This is a genomic window from Vibrio kagoshimensis (genome assembly GCF_050337535.1).
Taxonomy (GTDB): Bacteria; Pseudomonadota; Gammaproteobacteria; order Enterobacterales; family Vibrionaceae; genus Vibrio; species Vibrio gallaecicus.
The window spans coordinates 12,415-38,391 of sequence record NZ_JAKJSZ010000020.1 but is presented as its reverse complement, the minus strand read 5'-3'; the positions used below and the strand labels follow the sequence as shown (position 1 = coordinate 38,391).

At 41.9% G+C, this 25,977-nt stretch carries 22 protein-coding genes; 15 read left to right on the top strand and 7 right to left on the bottom strand.

Annotated features, from left to right (window positions below):
* Positions 1–136: 136 nt before the first annotated feature.
* On the bottom strand, positions 137–2,146 hold the full coding sequence (locus L4C37_RS17760) for a 2,4-dienoyl-CoA reductase FMN-binding domain-containing protein (protein ID WP_429769365.1): 2,010 nt from the start codon (positions 2,144–2,146) through the stop codon (positions 137–139).
* A gap of 342 nt (positions 2,147–2,488) precedes the next feature.
* Here L4C37_RS17760 and sppA point away from each other — a divergent pair, with 342 nt between their 5' ends.
* A complete protein-coding gene (gene sppA / locus L4C37_RS17755) occupies positions 2,489–4,339 on the top strand; it encodes a signal peptide peptidase SppA (RefSeq protein WP_429769339.1) in 1,851 nt (616 codons plus the stop codon).
* 130 nt (positions 4,340–4,469) lie between these two features.
* Positions 4,470–5,486, top strand: a complete 1,017-nt coding sequence (ansA, locus tag L4C37_RS17750) for an asparaginase (RefSeq protein WP_273297082.1) — start codon at positions 4,470–4,472, stop codon at positions 5,484–5,486.
* A 165-nt stretch (positions 5,487–5,651) separates the two neighbouring features.
* On the opposite strand, the gene L4C37_RS17745 is transcribed toward ansA, so the two are convergent.
* Entirely contained in the window at positions 5,652–5,933 is a 282-nt protein-coding gene (locus tag L4C37_RS17745; RefSeq protein WP_429769338.1) for a YeaC family protein, read from the bottom strand.
* A 103-nt stretch (positions 5,934–6,036) separates the two neighbouring features.
* Between L4C37_RS17745 and L4C37_RS17740 the strand changes: the two genes are divergently transcribed.
* Positions 6,037–6,867: a DUF2989 domain-containing protein gene (locus L4C37_RS17740; protein WP_137374679.1), complete on the top strand. Its 831-nt coding sequence runs from the start codon at positions 6,037–6,039 to the stop codon at positions 6,865–6,867.
* Positions 6,868–6,907: 40 nt separating this feature from the next.
* Here the strand turns inward: L4C37_RS17740 and msrB are convergent, their stop codons facing one another.
* On the bottom strand, positions 6,908–7,303 hold the full coding sequence (msrB, locus tag L4C37_RS17735; RefSeq protein WP_429769337.1) for a peptide-methionine (R)-S-oxide reductase MsrB: 396 nt from the start codon (positions 7,301–7,303) through the stop codon (positions 6,908–6,910).
* Positions 7,304–7,664: 361 nt separating this feature from the next.
* On the opposite strand from msrB, the gene gap reads away from it, so the two are divergent.
* From gap to L4C37_RS17700, 7 genes are all read left to right on the top strand, one after another.
* Positions 7,665–8,660, top strand: a complete 996-nt coding sequence (gap, locus tag L4C37_RS17730) for a type I glyceraldehyde-3-phosphate dehydrogenase (protein WP_137374681.1) — start codon at positions 7,665–7,667, stop codon at positions 8,658–8,660.
* 230 nt (positions 8,661–8,890) lie between these two features.
* Entirely contained in the window at positions 8,891–9,778 is an 888-nt protein-coding gene (locus tag L4C37_RS17725; RefSeq protein ID WP_429769336.1) for a D-hexose-6-phosphate mutarotase, read from the top strand.
* A gap of 328 nt (positions 9,779–10,106) precedes the next feature.
* Positions 10,107–12,143, top strand: coding sequence for a methyl-accepting chemotaxis protein (locus L4C37_RS17720; protein ID WP_372266000.1), 2,037 nt, complete (start codon positions 10,107–10,109; stop codon positions 12,141–12,143).
* A gap of 189 nt (positions 12,144–12,332) precedes the next feature.
* Positions 12,333–13,175: a 23S rRNA (guanine(745)-N(1))-methyltransferase gene (gene rlmA / locus L4C37_RS17715; protein WP_429769335.1), complete on the top strand. Its 843-nt coding sequence runs from the start codon at positions 12,333–12,335 to the stop codon at positions 13,173–13,175.
* 112 nt (positions 13,176–13,287) lie between these two features.
* Complete coding sequence (locus L4C37_RS17710) at positions 13,288–14,223, top strand: ChaN family lipoprotein (protein WP_429769334.1); 936 nt, start codon at positions 13,288–13,290, stop codon at positions 14,221–14,223.
* A 249-nt stretch (positions 14,224–14,472) separates the two neighbouring features.
* A complete protein-coding gene (locus tag L4C37_RS17705; protein WP_137374686.1) occupies positions 14,473–14,826 on the top strand; it encodes a hypothetical protein in 354 nt (117 codons plus the stop codon).
* Between the two features lie 145 nt (positions 14,827–14,971).
* Positions 14,972–16,858 carry a BCCT family transporter gene (locus tag L4C37_RS17700; protein WP_372266004.1) on the top strand — a complete coding sequence of 629 codons (1,887 nt, stop codon included), beginning with the start codon at positions 14,972–14,974 and terminating at the stop codon, positions 16,856–16,858.
* 113 nt (positions 16,859–16,971) lie between these two features.
* Here L4C37_RS17700 and L4C37_RS17695 read toward each other — a convergent pair whose 3' ends face one another.
* On the bottom strand, positions 16,972–17,412 hold the full coding sequence (locus L4C37_RS17695; protein ID WP_137374688.1) for a YcgN family cysteine cluster protein: 441 nt from the start codon (positions 17,410–17,412) through the stop codon (positions 16,972–16,974).
* Positions 17,413–17,556: 144 nt separating this feature from the next.
* Here L4C37_RS17695 and L4C37_RS17690 point away from each other — a divergent pair, with 144 nt between their 5' ends.
* From L4C37_RS17690 to L4C37_RS17670, 5 genes are all read left to right on the top strand, one after another.
* The gene (locus tag L4C37_RS17690) at positions 17,557–17,808 is read left to right on the top strand and encodes a YkgJ family cysteine cluster protein (protein ID WP_429769333.1); all 252 of its coding nucleotides are present in this window, start codon (positions 17,557–17,559) and stop codon (positions 17,806–17,808) included.
* Between the two features lie 181 nt (positions 17,809–17,989).
* A complete protein-coding gene (locus L4C37_RS17685; RefSeq protein WP_171736168.1) occupies positions 17,990–18,709 on the top strand; it encodes a winged helix-turn-helix domain-containing protein in 720 nt (239 codons plus the stop codon).
* Positions 18,706–20,304 (top strand): ATP-binding protein, encoded by a 1,599-nt coding sequence (locus L4C37_RS17680; RefSeq protein WP_429769332.1) that lies wholly within the window; start codon positions 18,706–18,708, stop codon positions 20,302–20,304. The genes L4C37_RS17685 and L4C37_RS17680 overlap by 4 nt, the downstream gene beginning before the upstream one ends.
* Before the next feature lie 117 nt (positions 20,305–20,421).
* Complete coding sequence (locus L4C37_RS17675; protein ID WP_429769331.1) at positions 20,422–21,423, top strand: DUF2860 family protein; 1,002 nt, start codon at positions 20,422–20,424, stop codon at positions 21,421–21,423.
* A 15-nt stretch (positions 21,424–21,438) separates the two neighbouring features.
* Positions 21,439–22,569, top strand: a complete 1,131-nt coding sequence (locus L4C37_RS17670) for a PKD domain-containing protein (protein WP_429769330.1) — start codon at positions 21,439–21,441, stop codon at positions 22,567–22,569.
* A gap of 53 nt (positions 22,570–22,622) precedes the next feature.
* On the opposite strand, the gene recR is transcribed toward L4C37_RS17670, so the two are convergent.
* The 3 genes from recR to dnaX all read right to left on the bottom strand — a co-directional run bounded on the left by recR (position 22,623) and on the right by dnaX (position 25,975).
* Positions 22,623–23,222, bottom strand: coding sequence for a recombination mediator RecR (gene recR, locus L4C37_RS17665; RefSeq protein WP_137374694.1), 600 nt, complete (start codon positions 23,220–23,222; stop codon positions 22,623–22,625).
* Positions 23,223–23,255: 33 nt separating this feature from the next.
* A complete protein-coding gene (locus L4C37_RS17660) occupies positions 23,256–23,585 on the bottom strand; it encodes a YbaB/EbfC family nucleoid-associated protein (protein ID WP_137357674.1) in 330 nt (109 codons plus the stop codon).
* 143 nt (positions 23,586–23,728) lie between these two features.
* The gene (gene dnaX / locus L4C37_RS17655) at positions 23,729–25,975 is read right to left on the bottom strand and encodes a DNA polymerase III subunit gamma/tau (RefSeq protein WP_429769329.1); all 2,247 of its coding nucleotides are present in this window, start codon (positions 25,973–25,975) and stop codon (positions 23,729–23,731) included.
* Positions 25,976–25,977: the final 2 nt, after the last annotated feature.

Sequence of the window (25,977 nt, the reverse complement as noted above, 5' to 3'; positions counted from 1 at the left end):
TTTGAGGCATTATTTTAAACGGTACTGGAAACAACAAAGGCTCCTAAACCTATGACTTAGGAGCCTTATTTACTTTTCCACTTCAAGCTCGTTTAGCAAGAACATTTAACGAAATCCTAAAGCTTGATAACCCGCTCTACAGCTTGATTGCTAGCTCAACACCTTGGCGAATCGCACGCACAGCATCCAATTCACCCGCATAATCAGCACCGCCTATCACGTGCAGTTTGCCACCAAACTCTTGCCACATATCTTCAAATGGACGAACAGACACTTGCCCTGCACAAACAACCACCGAATCAGCGTCTAGCACTTGCTGTTTCTTATTGATTTCAATATGCAGCCCTTGATCATCAATTTTTTGGTAACTCACACCGCCTAATAGATTCACACCGCGTTTTTCAAGCGTACGTTTATGAATCCACCCCGTTGTTTTACCAGGACCTTTACCTACGCGACCAGCCTTACGCTGCATCACCCAAACGGTTTTCTCACTGAGAGAGTCTGGGTAAGGATACAGCCCCCCTGGGTGTTCCATATTTTTATCAATGCCCCACTCGTGTAACCAGTCATCAAGGCTATGAGAAGCTGGTTCCGTTAGCATTGTCGCGACATCCACACCAATACCACCCGCTCCAACTATTGCCACTTTATCGCCTAAAGTTGTTTTTTCACGAATGAGCGTTTGGTAATCAACAACATTACTTTGTTCAATACCTTCAATATCTAGCTTTCTTGGCTCAACCCCTGCAGCCATCACGACTTCGTCGTATTTAAGCAGCATTTCGAATGTGGCTTCCGTGTCTAATTTAAGGTTGACCCCTGATGCGTCAATTTGATTAGCAAAATAACGAATCGTTTCTCTAAACTCTTCTTTCCCGGGGATTTGCATAGCTAATCTGAATTGACCGCCGATACGATCATTTTTCTCTAGTAGGTCAACGTCGTGTCCACGTTGAGCCAAGGTCGTCGCACAAGCAAGCCCTGCTGGACCCGCACCCACAACCGCTACTTTTTTCTTCGTCACTGCAGGTTGAACCACAATTTCTGTTTCATAACATGCTCTAGGGTTCACAAGGCAACTGGCTCTTTTCCCCTTGAACACATTATCAAGACAAGCTTGGTTACAACCAATACAGGTGTTGATGAATTTAGCTTGATCTTGGGCTGCTTTGTTAACGAAATCTGGATCGGCTAGGAATGGTCGCGCCATTGACACCATATCCGCTTGCCCAGAGCTCAAAATTCTTTCTGCATCTTCTGGTGTATTAATTCGGTTACAAGTCACCACCGGAATCGAGACATGCGGTTTCACTTTCTCCGTTACCCAAGAGAAAGCGCTTCTAGGAACTTGAGTGGCAATTGTAGGCACGCGTGCTTCATGCCAGCCAATACCGGTATTGATGATCGTAACGCCCGCTTCTTCTAATTTTTTAGCCAGCAATACAACATCATCAAAAGTGCTGCCTTGTTCAACCAAATCAAGCATCGATAATCGGAAGATGATGATGAAATCTTGCCCTACGGCCTCACGGATTGTTTTTACGATTTCAAGAGGGAAACGCATGCGCTTTTCATAAGAGCCCCCCCATTCGTCGTAACGCATATTGGTTCGCTTACAGATGAATTGGTTAATCAAGTAACCCTCTGAACCCATGATTTCCACGCCGTCATAGCCCGCAAGTTGTGCCAGTTCAGCACTGTTTGCAAAAGCATCAATCGTTTTTCTAATTTGACGAGGGCTCATTTCACTAGGAGCAAACTTGGCTATCGGCGCTTTAATACCAGAAGCACTTTGAGCAAAGGGATGCATCGCATAACGACCAGCGTGTAAGATCTGTAGTGCGATTTTCCCATCATGCTTATGTACAGCATCAGTCACAACTTTATGAGCTTTGGCGTGCTTAGGTTTACTAAACTCCGCACTGAATGGGTGAAGCCTGCCTCGTAAGTTCGGGGAGAAGCCTCCCGTAACGATAAGCCCTACACCACCTCTTGCTCTTTCTTCATAAAAAGCGGCGAGTTTATGCAAACCTTCTTTATTTTCTTCTAATCCGGTATGCATTGATCCCATCAATACGCGATTACGTAATTGAGTGAATCCGAGATCTAATGGTTCGAGCAAATGTGGGTACATGGCAGACATCACTTATTTTATTATCTTTGTGGTCAGACCAGAATATTACCCAAAAACCAAAATATCAAACACCTGTTTACAATTATGTAACACCGATCATAATGCGCAGCTAAATGAACGCCGATAAGAACACTAAAAATCACCACGTTACGTTAAGCGACCTACACTTAATGAGTTGTTAAATTGTGTTACTTAACTGAGAATTCATATCAATTACCTGTATTGACCAGCGAATACTCGATGAAAGATAGTTTGGTTGATAGAATTAACGTAGGATATTAAGCAGTTAATATTATTAAGATTACCTGTATAGCCGAATCAATAAAGCCGTAATCTTGCTGTGGAGACAGAATGAAAAAAATATTCAAATTTATTAGCATGATCTTCAAAGGAATATGGAAGCTCATCACTTTTATTCGTTTAGCGTTAGCTAACATTTTCTTTTTACTGAGTATTGCACTGATTTATTTTGTGTATTTTTACTCAACCCCGACGCAGCCAACGGTTCAGCAACAATCTGCTCTAGTACTTAACCTTTCAGGTCCCATTGTAGAGCAAAGTCGCTACATGAACCCTGTCGACTCTTTTACTGGCTCTATCTTTGGTCAAGACTTACCTAAAGAGAATGTGCTTTTTGATATCGTTGAAACCATTCGTTATGCAAAAGACGACGATAACATCACTGGTATTGTGCTTGCCTTGCGTGAATTACCGGAGACAAACCTGACAAAGCTGCGCTATATAGCGAAGGCATTAAATGAGTTTAAAGCCTCTGGTAAGCCTATCTATGCGGTTGGCGATTTCTATAATCAAAGCCAATATTATTTAGCCAGTTATGCGACAAAAATCTTCATGTCACCTGATGGGGGGGTGATGCTAAAAGGCTACAGTGCTTACTCCCTTTTCTATAAAACGTTCTTAGAAAAACTGGACGTGAACACACACGTATTCCGAGTTGGTACTTATAAATCAGCCATCGAACCTTTCATCCGTGACGATATGTCAGATGAAGCGAAGCAATCAGCTTCTCGTTGGTTAGGTCAATTATGGGGAGCATATGTCGATGATGTTGCCAATAACCGCCAAATATCCGCGGACACTCTCAACCCAAGTATGGATTCCTTCCTCGAAGATCTAAAATCAGTAGATGGCAATATTGCTGATCTTGCAAAAAAACTAGGGCTTGTCGATCAACTATCAACTCGTCAACAAGTTAGACTTGAACTAGCAGACGTATTCGGCAGTGACGGTGAAGATAGCTATAACGCACTTGGTTACTATGAATATCAAACGACTATGCTGCCTAAAATGGACACAGCAGAAAGTGATGTTGCAGTTGTAGTGGCGAGTGGCGCGATTATGGATGGCCGCCAACCACGTGGCACAGTTGGTGGTGACACTACCGCTTCTTTGCTTCGCCAAGCTCGTAACGACGACAAAGTAAAAGCGGTGGTATTGCGTGTAGACAGCCCTGGTGGAAGTGCTTTTGCATCTGAAGTAATTCGCAATGAAATTGATGCGATTCGCGCTACCGGTAAACCCGTTGTGGTTTCTATGTCGAGCCTAGCCGCTTCTGGTGGTTACTGGATCTCTATGGGTGCGGATCAAATCGTCGCTCAACCGACTACCTTGACTGGCTCTATTGGTATCTTTAGCGTTATTACTACATTTGAGAAAGGCTTAAATAACTTAGGCGTGTACACCGATGGTGTTGGCACATCTCCTTTCTCAGGTCTAGGAGTGACAACGGGGCTTTCAGATGGTGCTAAAGATGCTTTCCAAATGGGCATTGAAAATGGCTACCACCGCTTTATTAGCCTAGTCAGTGACAACCGTGGGATTGAACTGGCGGAAGTTGATAAGGTTGCCCAAGGCCGAGTTTGGACTGGTCAAGACGCACTTCAATTCGGACTCGTAGATAAAATGGGCGATTTTGATGATGCGATTAGTATCGCAGCTGAACTTGCAGAACTAGAAAACTACAATATCTACTGGGCAGAAGAGCCGTTATCTCCAACCCAGCAATTCATCCAAGAGTTCATGAACCAAGTTAAAGTCTCTATTGGCCTTGATATACAATCTCTGGTTCCTAGCAGTTTACAGCCAGTTACCCAACAATTAGTGCAAGATAGTCAACTATTAGACAGCTTTAACGATCCTCAAGGACGTTATGCTTTCTGCTTAAACTGCCAAGTTCAATAAGCGCGACTCTTCTTTCATTCAATATAAGTTATGACGAGAGGTACCTCTGTGTGAGGTACCTCTTTTTATTACATCATAATTCGCTATAATCGCCGCCCTGTTCCCCATATAACACTAAGTAATTATCACTATGCCAAGAAAACATATCTACATCGCCTATACTGGCGGCACTATCGGTATGCAAAAATCTGACGACCATGGCTATGTACCTGTCGCTGGCTTTATGGATAAACAACTGGCAAGCATGCCTGAATTTCATCGTTCTGAAATGCCTGAGTACACCATTCATGAATACTCACCATTGATGGACTCTTCAGATATGACGCCGTTAGACTGGCAAACTATTGCTGATGATATTCGTAAAAACTACGATAATTACGACGGCTTCGTTATCTTGCATGGCACAGACACCATGGCATATACCGCTTCTGCGCTTTCTTTCATGCTAGAAAACCTCGGTAAGCCAGTTATCGTCACGGGCTCTCAAATTCCACTTGCTGAATTACGTTCAGATGGACAAGCGAATCTGCTTAATGCTTTGCACCTTGCCGCGAATTACCCAATCAATGAAGTGACATTATTCTTCAATAATAAATTGATGCGAGGAAACCGCAGTACTAAATCTCATGCCGATGGGTTTAACGCTTTTACGTCACCAAACCTTTCACCATTACTTGAAGCGGGTATTAATATCCAACTAGGTAATAATGTGGTGGTGGATCAAAAGCCTGAAGGAGAATTCCGAGTACATAACATCACACCACAGCCAATTGGTGTAATAACCATGTATCCAGGTATCTCACATGAAGTGATTCGCAACACCTTACTTCAACCAGTAAACGCAATGATCTTGCTTACTTTTGGTGTGGGTAATGCCCCACAAAATCAAGAACTACTTCAGCACTTAAAAGATGCTTCAGAGCGAGGTGTTATTGTGGTGAACCTAACTCAGTGTTTAGCGGGTAAAGTCAATATGGGTGGCTACGCGACGGGTTGTGCACTAGCGGAATCAGGTGTTGTCAGTGGCTACGATATGACACCAGAAGCGGCACTGGCTAAGTTACATTACCTGTTGAGCCAAAACTTAAGCTACGAAGAAGTGAAAGCTCAAATGCAAAAAGTATTACGTGGCGAAATGAGCTTATAAAGAGCTTACAAAGTGAATGACATAAAACTCTAAGTCATTTTCTTGCTCAATATAAAAGGCCGGCTATCATGAATAACCGGCCTTTTTACATAAAAGACTACTGTCTTTCCTCTAAATTATATAGATAGCAATGTGCATATATAAAATAGACCGAAGAAACAGATATTAATCGTTTGGATTCACTCTAACGATATCTTGCTGCTCAGCATGAAATTGCTTTTTTAGTTCAGACTTTGACTTAAAGCTAATATCACCACCTGCTGCCACTGTCATATGCTGAGCATCTACATTATGCTTAGACTGGTAAAGCATGACAGCTTGCATACATGAATCACGCTGTTCTTTTGAAAGCACAGTGCCTTCAGGCCACTTCCCGGTTTCAACGGCATAAGTTAAACGTTCGTATACATCTGGCGTCATCGCGCTCAGGAGTTGTTCTGAATTCATGGAATGCCTTTTTCGTTACATTATTCACCAGAAAGTAACCTCTGGGTAATTTGAGTCAAGAAGAAGCTAATAAATAAGTGTATTTGATCACAAGTGAAGGATTATGAGAATTTTAAAATGGCTAAGCTTAGCCGTAGCGCCTGTGATTTTATCTGGGTGTCTAGAAGGTAATAAAAATACCGATCAACTTTGTGAAAGCCATGAAGGTTTACAATGTTCAGAGCTCAACATGAACGATGGGCAATGCCGCATTCCTCGAACCGATTTAATATGGCACCGATTTGAAGTTTTAAAGCAGCCAACAGATGCTCACAAAGTAAAAGAATACACATTAGTTGCCGCCTATAGGAAGTGTCTCGAGCTTGCTTCTCAGCTTGAACCTATCGATCAATCCGCTTTAAAACAGCGCCGATTCTCTGCTTTGATGCACAGTATTGGTGAGCTTGACCGTATTGTCGATGAGTTATCAGATTCGAAAGAGCCTGAAACCTTGTATTTCCTTTGGTCTCAAACAGGTAATACTGATGCAAGACGTAGCTTTCTTCAGCTTGAAGGCACTAAAGCATTAAACACAGCAGAAATGCAGTATGCTCTGGCAACCTTTTATACTACGCGGGATTACCCAAAAACCATTGCACTATTAAAGAATGCATTGGTTCTCTCTAATGGGAAAAAGGTCAATACTGAAATATTCAAATCTCTCGCCAGCGTTAACCACCGTCTTGGTAATTTAGAAAAGGCGTATATGTGGGCAATGGTGGCGAAACGGTTTGAAGTACCCATTGCATCACAGGCAGAACTTTCAGTGATGTATCGCTTTAATGCTGAGAAGTACCAAGAATTGAACGATATCGCGGACATAATAGAAGACGCGATTCAAGAAGGGATGTTTAAAGCTTCACTTGTTCCAACTAAATGGGATAAGCAAAGCTAATATTTATACATTTTTGAAAAAATCAAACAAGAGCGGTGACTTATTCACCGCTTTTTTCATTTTTGTTGAAAATTAACGACACTGAGTTTACACAAAACCTTTCACCTGTTGTTTGTGGTCCATCAGGAAAAACGTGACCTAGATGGCTATCGCATGCTGCACATCTAATCTCAATACGCTTCATACCGTGACTTAGATCTTCAATATAACGTACTGATGTATCATTAATAGGAGCGTCGAAGCTTGGCCAGCCGCACCCCGAATCATATTTATTGTCAGACAAAAAGAGCGAAGCACTACAACACGTGCAACTATAAATGCCAGTTTCATGATTATGCAGTAACTTTCCTGTGTACGGAGCCTCAGTACCGCGCAATCTGCACACTTCAAACTCTCTATCAGTAAGGCGTTCACGCCAGTATTCATCAGGCTTCATCGTATTTCCTCTCACGTTTTTCACGTTAATATCTCTCTACATTAACTCTTATTATATTTACTTTTTTCTATAAAAACTTGCATCTATCTCGTTTTGTAGCACATACTTCCTTCCCGAGATACATTGTACATATACACTCATAAGTGAATCGTCATTTAGAGGTATTTTACCCAACTGGAAGCACACAGAACCACCTACATCGGTCAAATTTCAATCGTTTACATGTAATTGTTAAGAAAAGCGTCGCTTTTTTTTGACTTTAAACAAGTTAAGACGGATTATCTATTGCAGATGTATACTGGATTCTGTAATTTTACTACCAGTTATCTTTAATCAGAAATTAAGTTGTGGAGCAACTACAATGACTATCAAAGTAGGTATTAATGGTTTTGGCCGTATCGGTCGTTTCGTATTCCGTGCAGCGCAAGAGCGCAATGACATCGAAGTTGTTGGTATCAACGACCTTATCGATGTTGAATACATGGCTTACATGCTTAAGTACGACTCAACTCACGGCCGTTTCAACGGTACTGTTGAAGTTGAAGGCGGTAACCTAATCGTTAACGGTAAAACTGTACGTGTTACAGCTGAGCGTAACCCAGAAGATCTTAAGTGGGATGCTATCGAAGTAGACGTAGTTGCTGAAGCAACTGGTCTTTTCCTAACTGACGAGACTGCACGTAAGCACATCACTGCTGGTGCTAAGAAAGTTGTTCTTACTGGTCCTTCTAAAGACGCAACTCCAATGTTCGTTATGGGCGTAAACGATTCAACTTACGCTGGTCAAGACATCGTTTCTAACGCTTCTTGTACTACTAACTGTCTAGCGCCTGTAGCTAAAGTTCTTAACGACAAGTTCGGTATCGAATCTGGTCTTATGACTACAGTTCACGCTACTACAGCAACTCAAAAAACTGTAGATGGTCCTTCTGCTAAAGACTGGCGCGGTGGCCGTGGTGCTTCTCAAAACATCATCCCATCTTCTACTGGTGCTGCTAAAGCTGTAGGCGTAGTTCTTCCAGAACTAAACGGCCTTCTAACTGGTATGGCTTTCCGTGTACCAACTGCTAACGTTTCTGTAGTTGACCTAACAGTTAACCTAAAAACTGCTGCATCTTACGAAGCAATCTGTGCTGCTATGAAAGAAGCATCTGAAGGCGAGCTTAAAGGTGTTCTAGGTTACACTGAAGACCAAGTTGTATCACAAGATTTCATCGGTGAAGTTCAAACTTCAGTATTCGATGCTAAAGCTGGTGTTGCACTAACTGACAAATTCGTTAAAGTTGTATCTTGGTACGACAACGAAATCGGTTACTCAAACAAAGTTCTTGACCTAGTTGCTCACATCTCTAAGTAATTATTACTTAGTGAACTAACTTCGGTTAGTCGCAATTAGCAGTACTTGTCTTGAGACAATAGATATTAAAAGGCGACTCTTGAGTCGCCTTTTTTGTATCCAAAATTTGAGTTTAACGTCTAAAACTCTAAATAAGATTCAAATATTGTCACGATAGATAGGAAGAAACCTCCCTAGACAGCTTAACGTAAGCCAATATCTGAATCTTATTTTTCCATGAGGGTATCGTAATGAATTTATCAAACTTACCGGCTTTAAGTGTTCTTTCTGACAACATTACTATTGTTGAAAAAGATGGCGTAAAACTTGTCAGAGTTATTCATGACAAAGCAACGGCTGCTATCTCATTACATGGTGGTCACGTTGTATCTTTTAAGCCTACTGATCAAGAAGACCTAATTTGGATGAGCCAACAAGCTAACTTTGATGGTAAAGCAGCTTTACGTGGTGGCGTACCAGTTTGTTGGCCTTGGTTTGGTCGAGTAGCCGCACCTGCACACGGTTTTGCACGATCTAGCCAATGGCGAATTGTTGAACATCGTGAAAGTGAAAATGGTGTCATTGTGAGCCTTGGACTTGAACCTAATGAAGAAACATTAGCTATTTGGCCACATCAATTTGAAGCTCGTTTGAACGTCGAAATATCAGAAGAGTTAGTGATCACTCTTGATGTTAAAAACACAGATAATAAGGCATGGCTATTCTCTGGAGCTCTACACACTTATCTAAACGTTGGTGATATTCACAAAACAGTGACAACAGGTATGGGGGCGGAATACATTGATGGATTGCAAGACGCTAAAGTTTGCCAAGGTGAACCAAGCTTAGTCTTAACTGATTCGATTGATCGTGTTTACACTCAACCTGAAGAGAACATTTTAGTTAAAGATGAAGTGCTAAACCGCACTATCACCATTCACAACAAAGGACATAATTCCGCTGTACTTTGGAACCCATGGGTAGAAGGTGCTGCAAGTATGGGTGATATGCAAGACGACGGTTACCTCACCATGCTTTGTGTTGAATCCACTTTGCACGCTCCAAGCATTGAGACCGGCAAAGAACTGTCACCAGGAGAAAGCCACCAGCTAGTTACAAGGATCTCTGCTCAAGCATAAAGCTTGCACTATTTATAGATAACTCCTTGCTTAATCAATAACCTCGATAACGATTTAAGCGTCGGAATATAATGCAGCTTTAGGGCTGCATTTACTTTCTTATTCGAAAATACCCGCCTAGACTCATATCTATTGAACAAATCTCGTTCATTGGGAAATTTTCTTCCTAGTTTCTCTTTCTTATATTGTTAGTGTTTTCTAATTAATGACTAAATCATTAATTATTATCAATCAATGCTGTTTTATAAGTTTGTATTATAAAAAATATGATAGAGAATGATCTATAAACCAACCCGCTACACCTCTATGAATACAGGATAGTTAGTTCATGTTCAAAAAATACAAAAATCAAAGCGTTGGCTTCCAACTCAAATTGGTTATTTTGCTTTGTTTGCTTGTCGCATTTGGTTCCATAGCCACACTCGTATATCGAAACGCATCCCAAGTATTACTGGATAACACGCTTAGAGAGCACCAATCCAAAGTAGAAGCAATGGCGAAGACCATATCAGGTCAGTTTGATGCCTATTTACATACTTCAAAGGTTTTAGAATCGACATTCCGAAATGGATACTTAGCTGGTATTTATGTTGAAGACTACGAAGTTGAATTTAATGGTCACAACATTCTAAATATGACTCAGTATGGGGAAAGCTTAATTAATGATACGAAGCTTGTAGACAGCTTTACTCGTGATACAGGTGCTGTAGCCACTTTATTTGCCCCTTTTGGTGACGACTTTATTCGAGTATCTACATCCCTAAAAGATCCATCTGGCAATCGAGTTGTTGGCGCTTCATTAGGTAAAAATCACCCTGGCTATAACAAAATCAAGAACGGGCAGCCTTATTACGCCCAGGTGACTTTATTTGGTCAACGATACATTACTTATTACTCTCCTTTGGTCAGCGCGAACGGTAAGGTTAATGGCATTTCTTTCATTGGTTTGCCTGTAGAAGATGCAACACAGAGTCTATTTGATTCTTTGCGATCTGTTTCTTGGGGTGAAACTGGCTACACAATTATTGTCGATAATGATAAAGACAACCAAGGTAAATATCTTCTACACCCAACTAACGCTGATGGTAAAAAGTCCATCATTGATGTTGCAGATTACGAAGGAAATAAGCCTTTCTATCAACTATTTGAACAGGCTTCAGGATTAATCCGATACCCATTTGCCTATCAAAACACTGTTGGTGAGAAATACCTCGTGTATACAGAGGTACCGGGCTGGAATTGGAAGTTGCTTGGCGGAACCTTCATTAAAGAGGTGACCAAAGGCAGCGACGAATTACTAAAACTCATCGCATTTATCGCAACCTTAATTGCAATTTCAACGATTGTTGTCCTAACGGTATTCTTAAACAGAACTCTAACGCCATTGACCACCCTTAATGGTTATATGATGCGTTTAGGAAAAGGAGAAGTCAGCCTTAAAATTCCTCATTCAGGTCAGCAGACCAAAAATGAAATCAGCAATTTAAACAATGGCGTAGCGGCAATGGCTACTCAGCTCAATACGCTGGTTGGGGAAATACGAGACACCAGTGATCAAGTCCAGGTAGGTTCTAGCAGTGTCTCTCAAGATGCAAGTCATAACTTAACTCAATCAGATCGCCAACAAGAACAGGTTGAACAAGTTGTAACTGCAATCGAAGAGATGGCAACGTCTGCAGAATCTGTCGCACAGCAAGTCGGTACGATTGCAGACAATGTGCGCTTAGCTAACGACGATAGCCAACAAGGCTTAGAGGTTGTCGAAGGTGTTTGTATTGATGTTGCACAACTCAATGACCAACTAGACAAGTCTGCTTCTGCAATTGAACAAGTGAGTTCAGACAGTGAAAGCATACAAACCGTTACCAAGATGATTGATGACATTGCTGAACAAACTAACTTACTTGCACTCAATGCCGCAATTGAAGCAGCCCGAGCTGGCGAACAAGGTCGTGGTTTTGCCGTGGTTGCTGATGAAGTAAGGACACTCGCTCACCGAACTCAAACATCGGTTAAAGACGTAGTAAGTATCATCGAAAAACTCAAAGCATCAACAAGTAATGCCGTAAGTTTGATGACACAAAGCCAAGAGAACGCCAATCAAGTGCTCGATAAAGCACAAGGTGCTGGATCCGCTCTTGAATCCATTGCCTCTCAAGTTCAATCGATTGCAGCACAAGCCGAAACGATTGCAGCAACATCTGAAGAGCAAGCACAAGTGTCCCAAGAGATTGCATCTAACGCGCACTCTATCAGTGATTTGAATCAGCAAAGTCGTGCCACAAGTGCTAAAACTTCACAAAGTGCCGATGAACTGAAAAAACAAGCAGAGTCACTTAAACATCAAGTAGATTTCTTTAACTAGACATTCATTGCCTTAGGCAAAGATAGCTGTAGATAAAGGTGGCTTTAGGGAAACCTAAAGTCTATAAATGAATCCATAGAGTCAGCGATCCGTTGGCTCTATATTCATCCTCCACTCATTTGTTACGCTAGCGAACCGATCAGCTTCCTGTTAAAATTTTCGACTTAAAATTTCTAGTTCGAGTTCGTAATGACTTATCAATGCCCTTTATGCCACCAGCCTCTTTCTCAAAAAGAGCGTACTTTTTCATGTGATAAGAATCACCAGTTTGATTTGGCTAAAGAAGGCTACGTAAATTTAATGCCAGCTCACCATAAACGTTCAAAAGATCCAGGTGATAACAAAGAGATGATGCAAGCTCGCCGTCGCTTTCTTGAAGGCGGACATTACGATCCTATGCGTCAAGCTGTGGCGAAACTGTGTACCCAACACTTATCTCAATCGACACCTACGTTACTCGATATAGGCTGTGGCGAAGGCTATTACACAAACGAAGTTGCCTTACAGTTAATCAATAAATCTCAAGAAGCATCAGAAAGCCAACAGGAAATCGCTCAAACTTACGGCTTGGACATTTCAAAGGTGGCCATTAAATATGCGGCAAAACGCTATGATTCATGCTCATTTTCTGTAGCTTCAAGTCACCGCCTTCCTTTTGCAGATAAAAGCTTAGGTGCAGTACTTCGCATTTATGCACCGTGTAAAGCTGAAGAGCTACATCGAACCATTGTAGATGATGGCGTTGTCATCACCGTCACACCTGCTGGTCGACATTTATATCAGCTACGAGATGAAATCTATGATGGTGTAAGAATGCATGATGAAACTGCAGAAGATATTGCTGGTTTTGAGCTTTCCCACCAAGAACAACTAAACTATATGATGGATCTAACCGGTTCAGAGGCATTTGATTTATTACAGATGACACCATTTGCGTGGAAAGCAACAGAGCAGTTCAAACAACAGCTGATGGCTTCTAAGCAATTCAAATGTGAAGCCGATTTCATGCTAAGGGTGTATCGCAAAGTCTAACTTGCTGCCGATATCAAAAGTATCACCTAACCCTTGGTGATATTAGTTATCATTTGCATTGAATAAAAATCTTGCCTCCTTTAGTATGCTCGTTCATCAAGGAGGCATTTTTATGCAACGTATTATTCTTCTCATCACAACTGTTTTACTTACTGCTTGTGCAAGCCAACCCTCGGATAGAGGTTCTCAAGCTGTTTTAACCTATTATGATTACCAACTCGTAAGCCCATCAGGTCAGGCTATTTCACTCAACCAACTTCCTGACGAGCTAAGTCAAGCAGATGTAATCCTTATCGGCGAATGGCACACTCATTCAGGTGTACATCGCTTCCAAACTGATTTACTAAAATCTCTTTCAAACAACAATCCGAATATTGCAGTCTCTATGGAGCAATTCACTCGGAACCACCAAGGGGTTTTGAATGCCTATCTAGCAGGAGAGATTGGCGAACAAACATTAATGTCCAAAGCTGCAGCCTGGCCAAATTACGAAAGTGATTACCGCCCACTGGTTGAACTAGCAAAAGCAAACCGTCTAGACATTATCGCCTCTAACGCCCCTAAACCAGTGGTTCAATGTATAGGGCGCCAAGGTCTTGGATACTTAGATTCATTAGATGACCAAGAGCGAGCTTTCTTAGCAAAAGACATTGATACCTCAGGTAGCCCATATAAAGATAAATTTATGGCATCGCTGCATCATGGTTCTCCAGAGCAAACAGAGAAACAATACGCTGCGCAGATAGCATGGGATGAAACTATGGCTGAATCAATTGTCAACTACCTAGCCAGTAACCCAGATAAGTCTGTTGTTCATATAGCAGGTAAGTTTCATACTGAAGGTGGGCTTGGTACTGCTGCATCGATCTTGAAGAGGTCTCCAGACTTAAAGGTGGTCGTCATTACACCTGTGTCTGAACTAACAATGGACTCTGTAGACTATCAATTACAGGTTCTTGATCCACCAACTCGCTTTGTTAAGCCAGAAAATCGGATGCTGGCATATAAAAAGCTGGCTGGGCGCAGTAAAGGTCTGTCATGTAATTGATTCTAAGCTGGGTTTTGTTTCTTAACTTTGGGCTAGCTCCTTTAGCTCTGGCCTAATTCCTTTAACTTGAACTAGTTCCTTTAACTCGGGCCAGTTACTTTAACTTGAATTACTCCTATAACCCGAATAGCTATAGATGTATCGGCACGAGAATTGCTTGAGTAAAAAACAATCACAAAGCTGAAAATTTACACAAGTTTTTCACTCGCTAGCCGATACACTTTGTAGGGCATGTAAAGGGAGAGCCACATGACACCTGTAGGATCGAGTACGACTCAAGTATATTCGCCACAACAATTGAAAGCGCAAAGCACAACCAATGCAGCTTCTGAAGCGTCTCCAATAAAGGTTGAACAGAATAAAGTTACCCTTTCTGAAGAAGGGAAGGCACTTCTTGCTGCACTACAAGAAATAGATAAGGAAGCCAAAGTAGATAAAGCGGCTAACGAGTCTGTTGGGGACAAAGTTGAATCTTTTGCTCATGGAGCTCTGGGGATGGATCACCCGGATAAAATTGAAGAAGAAGATGATGGCTCTTATTCAGCAGGGCAATACCTGTCCGCTGCGGCAACAGTTGGCGGGATATTACTCGCGATACTGTAGTATTTGTGCATCACCATACACATATACCCATCACATCAAACATCACCTCCTGATGAAATTTTTATCGTCTTGATAAAATAGTCGATTTGTTCCCTACAATACGTTCACGAGATACTTCTAGGATCGTACTTATGGAATAAAACTCGTGAAAAACTCATTCTCGCTTATTGATAAGCCAACATTTTTTGGTGCTATTGCACTCCTGCTCACGATCGTCTTTCCACTAATTATGTTCCCAACTCAGGGCGCAGAATGGATTGCCGTCGCTAAAATTTTTATGACTGACAAACTCGGTTTTCTTTACCTAGCATTAGGCTTAGCCGCTTGTGCTTTTATGGTTTACGTTGTTTTCAGTGATATGGGACAAATCAAACTGGGTGAACCAGATGAACAACCAGAATTTGCCACAGCTTCATGGGCTGCAATGCTATTTTGTGGGGGTATTGGAGCCAGTATTCTTTACTGGGGCTGCATTGAGTGGGCCTACTATTACCAATCACCACCATTTCAATTAGAACCAGGAAGTGAAGAAGCCGTTCGTTGGGCCGCGACTTATGGTCTGTTCCACTGGGGTCCAATTGCTTGGTCTATCTACCTAATCCCTGCAATACCTATCGCATACTTCTTTTATGTTCGTAAGCAGCCAGTATTGAAAGTTTCAAGTGCGCTAATGCCAGTTCTCGGTGAAAAACGCAGTAAAGGCGGCATTGGTAAACTGGTCGATGTTTTCTTCATATTTGGATTACTAGGCGGAGCCGCGACAACTTTAGGCCTTGCAGCTCCACTGATCAGCGAAGGTTTGAATGCCCTCTTTGGTATGCCACAAAATACCTTAACTCAAGCATTAGTTTTGCTGGTTTGTACTGGTATTTTTGCTTATTCCTCTTACGCGGGTTTAGAGAAAGGCATAAAAATCCTCAGCAATATTAATTTCTGGGGTGCCATGGGATTACTGACGTTTGTTCTGGTTGCCGGACCTACAATTTTCATGCTCGAAACCGGGTTAGATTCTATCGGGCGATTACTCTCTAACTTCTTCGTCATGGCAACATGGGCAGAACCATTTGGTGGCTATGGCACCTTTGAAAACACTCACTTTCCACAAGATTGGACTATTTTCTATTGGGCATGGTGGCTAGTATTTGCACCTAGTATGGGCTTATTTGTAGCACGCATATCTCGCGGAAGAACCATTAAGCAAATGGTCTCGGGTTCGATTTTCTTTGGTTCTCTAGGTTGTTTTCTATTCTTTATGATTTTGGGTAACTACGGTCTTTCATTACAACTTTCAGGTCAGTTAGATGTAGTCAGTATTTTAAATAATGAAGGGGCAACTAAGGCAATTTTCTCTATGTTGGGAGAATTACCGATGAGCACTTTAGTCATTGCTGTATTTACCGTACTTTGCATTATTTTTACCGCGACAACTTTTGACTCTATCTCTTACATTTTGGCTTCTGTTGTACAGAATAACGTTACCGAAGAGCCTATGCGTTGGAACCGTATGTTCTGGGCATTCACACTTTCATTCTTACCAACAGTGTTGATGTTCTTAGGTGGATTAAGCACATTGCAAACTGCCGCCATTGTTGGTGGGTTACCGCTGCTTGTTATCTCGGTAATGCTGATGATCTCAGCCGTACGTGCAACCAGTTTAGATTTGCGCCATCAAGAAGATTACATTGAACCGACGATCAATATTGAAGAACTGCCAGATATGGATCCTTGGTCTTCAGAAGGGATGGCTCTCGCTAAATTCGAGAAGGTTAGAGATTTGGCGCAAGAAGCCGCAGAAAATGAGCGTGAAGCGTACCAACAACTAACAGCTATCAAGAAAAAAATCCGCTCTTATGTTTTGGAACAGAGTGAAGACGTTCAAGATCACGAACTTCCTTTAGAACTGCAACAAGAATTAGAACTTGCAGAAAGCAATTTGACAGCTGCGCAAGAAAATAAAATTGAGTTATCTGATCAAGCTCAGAACGCTCGAATCGAGTTTAACCAGGTGGTAGCAGCTCTGTCTCCGGTTTAACCTTAGCCATAACAGTCCAAGTCAATTGGATACACTCTTAAATAACAAAGGCTCACATCTGTGAGCCTTTTTTTGTTTCTTTGTCTTTATACATTCTAATATCGAATGTGAAATTAAGCGCGATTTGGATGATTAAGAATGTGGTCTTCCCAATCTACAACATCAATTTCATACACCACTTTATTACGCACACTTTCACCAGCAGCATGCATGGCTGATTTAGAGCCAGTGATCAACGGATGCCATTCAGGAATTGGGTTGTTTTCTGATAATAAACGGTAAGCACAAGTGTCAGGTAGCCAATGAAATTCATCAATTTTATCGCGTGTTAATTTCAAACACTCTTCACCTGAAGTAAATCGATTCGGGTAGTCTTTGCAAGAGCAAGTTTTGTCATTCAACCAACTACAAGCAACATTGGTGTAATAAACGTCATCGCTATCTTCATCCATAAGTTTATGCAGACAACACTTACCGCATCCGTCACACAGTGATTCCCACTCTTGTTCCGTCATTTTATCTAGTGTTTTTTCTTGCCAAAATGGATTACTCATTGGATTACTTCTTACTCTTTTACTGGGATGCGTGTTATACCGCTAGCCCATACAAAGTTCAAGGATAAAAATCACTCATCATTACTGATTGCTTGAGTATTTTTTGCTACTATCGCGCACCTTTATTAATAAATGAGTCAAGTGATGGATTGTCGTCTAGGTTGTGGCGCTTGCTGTATCGCCCCAAGTATCAGTAGTAGCTTCCCTTTGCACCCTAATGGAAAACAAGCCGGAGAACGCTGCAAACAACTTAATACCGATAATCTTTGCAAATTATTTGGCAAACCCGATCGCCCTCCTGTGTGCCATGACTTTAAAGCAGCTGAATGGGTATGCGGTACTAGCTCACTCGAAGCTATCACTATCATCACTGACTTAGAAACCTGCACTCAGTAGTCATGAAACATAACCAAACTTTAATAACAGAGTCGTATTCCACTCTACGGCTCTAGTTTTATCTAAAACATAATGATTTTATAAATCTCGTCACATCTTCGCCTTCACGTCACAAATGGTCACACTGCACATCATTTGATTAAGTTATAGTTTATGTACTATTCATTAGATCCTCTAACACATGAACTCATCAAATCCATTCAATATCATTCTTGTAGAAGATGACTTAGAACTCGCAGAGTTAATTCAAGATTTTCTACAAAACTATGAATTTACCATCGAGATTGTCAGTGATGGCATTACCGCTGTGAACGAGATTCTGTCAAAACAACCGGACTTAGTCATTCTCGACATCATGCTACCAGGGCAAAGTGGGATGGATGTGTGTCGCTCTATTCGTTCGAATTATCACGGTATGATCTTAATGCAAACAGCACTCGATGATGACATAGACCAAGTCATGGGGCTGGAACTTGGTGCCGATGACTATATTGTGAAAAAGATAAAACCTCGTCTTTTGCTATCAAGAATTAGAGCCCTGCTTCGTCGCCATGATAGGAACACACTCGATAACGACAAAGACCAATTACAGTTTGGACCTCTTGCTATCAACTTACAACACCGTGCTGTCACTCTAAACCAGCAACCTGTAAAACTCACCACATCAGAGTTTGAACTTCTTTACTTACTGGCTCAGAACGTAGGGCAAGTTGTCTCTCGTGATGATATTGCTCAGCATATTCGAGGGTTTGAATACGACGGGCTCGATCGTTCTATCGACAGGCGAATTTCACGTTTACGCCGCACGCTCAATGATGACCCGAACGAACCAGACCTTATTAAAACCATTCGAGGAGTTGGATACCAGTTATGTGCCACCACATTTGAGGCATCGGTATGATTAGAGCATTTTCTATTCTTTGGCTTGCCGTCTTTACCCCTATAGCATTACTACTATTTCCTACGGCAATTAATCCAGTACAGCACGTAACTGAATATTTCTCTGAAGGTTTTTACAAGAAAGTCTACACCGTTAACTTCGAGATGCTCACAGAAAAGCTCTCGAACCATCCACAGGAAAAATGGCAACCTGTGATAAAAAAATATGAGACTCATTTTGGCTACCCTTTAAAACTGCAACCCATGAGTACATACCAATCGAATAGACAATCTTACGATGCTATTCAAGGTGGGGAAATTACCTTCTTATTCGGCGACCCAATGGCATTGGTCCAAAGAGTAGGCAAAAGTGATCAAGTCATTTATTTCGCCCTCAACGAATCAACTGAGCTAGCAGTGCTAAACCAAGCTAAAGGAACGCTATTTCTAGCAGCTGAAGATTTACGCAACCACCCACAAAGCCAATGGGTGCAGATTATTGAAAACACGAACACTCAGATTCCATTCCGGATCAGCTTAAAAAAAGACGATAAACTCCCACCAGAAGCGAAAGAAGCTCTCACGAATAAACCTAGGAAAATCATCAGCTATACCAGTACTAATGGCCAGATTGAATTGCTTGCCCCTGTTATAGACAATGTTTGGCTTCATATAGAAGATGATCTCTCTCACCTTACGCAGATAAAACTTATTGCAACGGTCTGTGCCTTCTTTGTGTTCTTCATTTCAATTGCGATGGTGATGTGGGTATACCCATTATGGCGTGATTTAAAACGGCTAGTGAAGACAGCAAACGACTTCGGTCAAGGTTTACTGTCTAAACGAGCAAGCACCACCAAAATGTCTGTGATATCTCAACTCAGCGATTCATTTAATAAGATGGCTGACAACATTGAAAGGCTGATAGCTAGCCAACGTGAACTCACAAATGCGGTTGCACATGACTTAAGAACACCACTTTATCGGCTTCGATTTGCGTTAGAAATGATAGAAGACGACCAAATAGCAGAGGAGCAAAAAGAAAAATATCGAAAAACCGTTCATTCGAGCATTGAAGATCTAGATCATCTCATTAATCAAAACCTTCTCCTCTCTCGTTATACCCGAGTAGCCGATATTAGCCATTTTTCTGAATGTTGTTTTGCCGAGCAATTACTTGATGAGATCGAGCAATTTAAGCTGGAACACCCTGAACTAGAAACACGTTTTTATTGCTCTCATGACCTTAAAGAACGATCTCTATTCATTGATAATAAAGGGCTAATGAGAGCCATTAAAAACCTGCTCACGAACGCGAGTCGTTTTGCTCAATCAGAGATAAACGTTTCTTTTAAGATCGAAGATCAACAATATAAAATTATTATCGAAGACGATGGTTGTGGTGTGCCCGTCGAACAATCAAAGTACATATTCGAACCTTTTTCTCAGCTTGATAACCAAGAACGAGGGAGTGATAAAGGGCATGGATTGGGGTTAGCTATCGTTAAACAAATCATGAATTGGCATAATGGGTCTGCAACAGTAGATACATCGGCTTCTCAAGGCGCGCGCTTTGTACTATCTTGGCCGACGAGTTTAAATAGGCAACCCAAATGATCGTTCGAGTAATGTGACCAACTTGGACACAAACCGTCTATAAAACACCAACGACTTATAGCTGGTGTGAATGTTAATTTTACGTGGCTTTAGATTAGTCACTGATAGGGAATTAACATGAAAATCTTCACTCACCTCAACACTCTTTTACTCAGTTCAATGTGTACTTTCGTTACCCATAACTGTTTTGCTCAACCTGATAATTTCACTCCGGGCTTAAGTGGAAGCATTAGCCTGAATGTTGGCGTGAGCCAAAGCCAATCACAAAGTAGCACGCATGACGACAACGCGATTACGCCTAATCTAACCAACAATGGTAAACAAACAGAGCAAGTATTGCCCTTCATTTTAGGGCGATTACAATACAGCTTTGGGGATACTTTACTCTTTCTAGGGAACAGTGAAGACCAAATTGCAGAAGCCCAATTCCAAGCCGAATTAGGGCTTTCTCAAAAACTAAGCAAAAATACGATTCTCACAGCCGCACTATTTGGAAACGCACCCAGCATGGACGAGGTATGGCAAGATCCTTACCTTACTGGCCAAAAGCGAGTTTCAACAGAGCAAACCGTTAGAGGTACACGTGTAGCCTTTGATTTAAATGTTCTGATACCTATTAAAATAAAATATGCTTTTGCACAAAGTAAAGTTGACCACGATAACATCGGAGTTTCTCAGGGGCTTTCGATTGCAGAAGCTAATTTATTAGGCAGAAAGAGTGATTACCACCGATTTGGAACAGAAGTAACCTTACCACTAGCTCGAAGTTTCGTCCTTTCCCCTGCTTTCTATTACACAATGAGAAACGCTCAAGGCGAGGCAAAAAGTTTTGATGAATTAAGCGCTCAACTTTCCATCTTATTTTCTAAATCAAGGCACAACCTCATTACCACAGTTAGAACCAGCCAAGCTGAGTTCGACTCTCAGAACCCCGTATTCGATCTCAAACAAGATTACGAATCATTGGGTATCTTTTCTGTGTATAGCTACCACAGTCCTTTTAATTGGAAAAATACCCAGATACACGTCATGGCGGGCTACCAACAACGTGATTCCGACATCGAATTCTATGATACCGACTCCACCTTTCTCTCCTCCGGTATGAGCTACAACTTCTAATTTCAAGGATCAAAAATGTCTAACTTATTTAAAGTGATGTTTCTATCTTCAGCGTTATTTCTATCAGCCTGCAGTGTGGATGATGTTACTGACGCTGATAAATACACAAAACCCACAGTGAATGCAGGTGCTGACCAACTTCATACACTTCCCGTACACACAATTACTTTGAGTGGCTCAGCAAAAACCTACCCAAAACATGTTTACGAGATTAAAACCATTAGATGGACTCAACTTTCAGGTCCCCAACAATTAACTGTACTCAATTCCGATTCATTAAACGCAACTCTCATTAATCCAACAGTTGCCGGTACCTATACTTTCGAGCTCTATGTTAAAGACAGTGCCCGAAGAACAAACACTGACCGAGTTACAGTAATCCTACACGAACAAGCTCAGATGACTTCAGCTAGAATGAGTGCAGGGTTCCATGACGACTATGATGAGATTTGGCATTCAGTTGCTGAAAACTATACGGCATTCGACCAAATAGAAGATAAATGGCATGAAATATACCAGCCATATAAAATCAAAGCCGATAATATCGATACCAAAAAAGAGTGGCAGAAGTTAGTACAAGAGATGCTTCTTGAAGTAAAGGATGCTCGATTAGTCATCAACCCATTCGTTCACTCTCAATCATTAGCCAGCTCCCAAGCATTACCCCTCGATCAACCATTAGCCCACCCTAAACAAGTGAAGCAAACTCCCAAAGGTTTTGAAACATCGTATTTACGCTGGGAAACGAATAACAATATTGGACTAATAACGTTTAACGATTTAAGTTCAGTGAATCTAAAGCAGCTAAACAAAGAAATTAATCAAGCGCTGATAGGGCTAAAAGATACCCATGAACTTTGGTTGGATTTTCCTGAAAAGGTACAAATTAATGAGCAAGTTGCCCTACAGCTAATGATGCTATTCACTCACAAAGCTACGCACTTATATTTAGATGCACAAGCTGATGATAAAAGTGAGTTGCTCATCAGCAGTAACCCGCTCCTTCCGCAATCGATAGTACGAATGAAAAAGGCGCACAGCCATCAGGCTGTAGAAGTGATCGAGCAATATTTGTTAACCCAAGAACTTGGGGTAACGGAGTTTATCTTTAAACAAAAGTATGTCGTTACAGCTATTTATTTATAACTAGAAACACAGTTCAAAAACAAAAAAAGCCGCTAACTCATTAGCGGCTTTTTTTATATTTTGTGACGACCTAATAACGAGTGTGAAAGCGTAGTGCCATCTACAAGTTCTAGCTCACCGCCCACAGGAACCCCATGAGCAATTCGGCTAGCATTAACCTCGTGAGCATTACACAGCTCAGCGATATAATGCGCTGTGGCTTCACCTTCAACCGTTGGGTTGGTCGCCAAAATGACTTCCGTGATATCACCACGGCGCAGTCGGTAATCCAGCGTATCTAACCCTATGTCACTTGGTCCAATTCCATCTAATGGAGATAAATGCCCCATTAAAACAAAGTAGCGACCTGAATATTGACCTGTTGCTTCAATAGCAGCGATGTCTGCAGGGCTTTCTACCACACAGATTTGACCGTTATCTTGCCTTTTCGGGTTAGTACAAATATGACAGATTTCTTCTTCAGTAAAAGTTCGGCATTCACTACAGTGGCCGATCTCTGTCATCGCTTGGCTTAGTGCATCCGCAAGTTGCAGACCACCTTTTCTATCGCGCTGTAACAAATGAAAGGCCATACGCTGTGCCGACTTGGGACCAACCCCAGGTAGACAACGTAAGGCCTCCATCAAATGCTCCAGCATATGACTGGTACGCATTAATAAATCGCTCTAAATTAAATCACTTGCGATTTAGAATGGCATTTTCATACCTGGTGGTAATTGCATACCGCCAGTTACGCCAGCCATTTTTTCTTTTTGAGTTTCTTCAACACGTCGAGCTGCATCGTTGAAAGCCGCTGCGATAAGATCTTCAAGCATCTCTTTATCGTCTTCCATTAGGCTTTCATCAATTTCAACACGGCGAACACTGTGACTACCAGTGATCGTAACTTTTACAAGGCCAGCACCAGACTCACCTGTAATTTCCATATTTGCGATTTCTTCTTGAAGCTTTTGCATGCGATCTTGCATTTGCTGGGCTTGCTTCATCAAGTTGCCCATACCACCTTTACCAAACATGATAATCTCTCTGGTTAATTGGTTATAAATATAAATAAGCTATGAGGCTTAAATGGGGGATGAATACAGACTATTCAACCCCAGTAAGTGACTTAAAACAGCGAATATATGTGTTGTCTTAATAACGAGTGAGTTACATCACGCTAAATCGGTCGAACACTGTCGCGATCAAGCTCTGCTGCAAAACGTTTCTCAATAAATTGAACATTTGCATCATTCTCTAAACTTGAGAATGCGTGTTGTAGCTTCCCTTGATACAAGCGCTCTCGTAATTCTAGTGGGGTTTCCCCCTTCTCTCCAATTTCTACACTCAAATGGCACTCTTCGCCAAGGGCTGTGTTAAGAGCTTGAAGCAACTCGCTCTGAGCTCTATCGGTATTCAAGTGCGCTTGATTCGCTCGAAGAGTTAACGTAACAGACGTACCGTTTTGCTCATACACAGAGTTTAACGCGAGCTGCTCTACAAGCTTTGCGGTATCTAGCTTCTTAATCGTCGCTGACCATTCATCTTGCTCTACAGACTCATTAAACAATTTCTCGACCATTTCTGGTGTTTTGATGTGTTCTAACGCTCGCTTTATCTGAGTAGGTGTTAACTCTTTAGAAACTTCTTTCACTACAGGCTTAGAAGGCTTCCAACGATAAGGCTCATTCGCATCGTCTTTTCCTGGAACTGTAGATTGAGATATTGGCGACACCCGATCAGAGCTACCATGTTGCTGAGCAACACGATCTAATACTGAAGATTTAACTGGTGCCGCTTTAGCCTTTTTTGGCGCTGCGCCTTTGCTTTCCGTTGTTGCATTGCCTCTGCGTTGAGAACGCAGTTGGTGGCGTAAACCACTCACTGGCGATGAAGAGCGCGCTGGTTGTTCTTGTTGCGTCGGTTCAGTGCTTGCCTGTTGGGGCTGGCTCTGATTCGTCGCTTGATTCTGCTGTGGTGGCATTTGCTGAGCCGTTGGACTCATATGTTGCTCCGCACCGTAGCTAGAACGTTCGTTATAAGCAGGTGGCGCATCATACTGGCTGTGCGGGTAATCCTGTTCTGAATAACCATGGTTGCCTGAATGATCAGCGTAACCTTGTGAATCTGTATATTGCGCTGGATTCTGCTGTTGCATAGGTTGCTGCTGAACAGAAGCTTGTTGCTGCACTTGAGGCTGTGAAACCGTAGGAGCCTGAGTAGGCAGTCTCGGATCGACCATTGACGCAGGTTGACTCACAGGCTGAGCAACGCTTTGAGCTGGAGCCAGTCCTTGAACTGCTGTCGCTGGGCTAGTCGAGATAACCGTCGCACTAACTTGCTCTGCAGGTCTGAATGCCATCATACGAAGAACAATCATCTCAATACCAACACGAGCAGTCGGTGACAAAGGCAAATCTTCACGCCCTTTCAAGACAATTTGATAATACAGCTGAATATCTTGAGGGCTCAGAGCTCGGCTCAGCAACTCTAGTTTTTCAGCATCAGGCTGCGCTTTATCTAAGGTCGAAGGCAGCGCTTGGTACATGGCGATTCTATGTAACTGAGTAGACAGTTGATTGAGTAACCCATCCCACTCAATGCCATTTTCAGCCAAATTTTGAATACTATCCATAGCCAACTGCGGCTGCTTGCTGCTGATCGCTTCCAATAAATGAATAGCTTGGTCAGTATCTAGAGTTCCCAACATATGAGAAACCCTATCCGCCGTTACGCTACCATTACCCAAAGCAATCGCTTGGTCAGTCAGGCTTAAAGCATCACGCATACTACCATCGGCTGCATGCGCAATCATACCAAGTGCACGAGCGTCAGAATCAACACTTTCTTCGGCAAGGATATGATCTAACTGCTCGTGGATATTATCAACGCTAATTGGCTTCAGGTGGAATTGAAGGCAGCGTGACAAAATAGTCACAGGCAATTTTTGTGGATCAGTGGTCGCCAGAAGAAACTTCACATACTCCGGTGGCTCTTCCAATGTTTTTAATAATGCATTGAAACTATGCCTTGAGAGCATGTGAACTTCATCAATCAGGTAAACCTTAAAGCGACCACGTGCAGGTTTATATTGAACGTTGTCTAGCAGTTCACGGGTATCTTCAACCTTGGTACGTGACGCAGCATCAATCTCGAGCAAATCGACAAACCGTCCTTCGTCGATTTCTTTACAGGTAGAACACTCCCCACAAGGTGTTGATGTGATCCCTGTTTCGCAATTTAGCCCTTTGGCAAACAAACGCCCTATGGTTGTTTTACCGACACCACGAGTCCCACTAAATAAGTAAGCGTGATGTAATCGGTTTTGGCTAAGTGCATTCTCTAATGCAGTTAAAACATGGGCTTGACCAACTACTTCTTTAAATTTAGTTGGTCGCCATTTTCGCGCTAAGGCAAGATAACTCATGA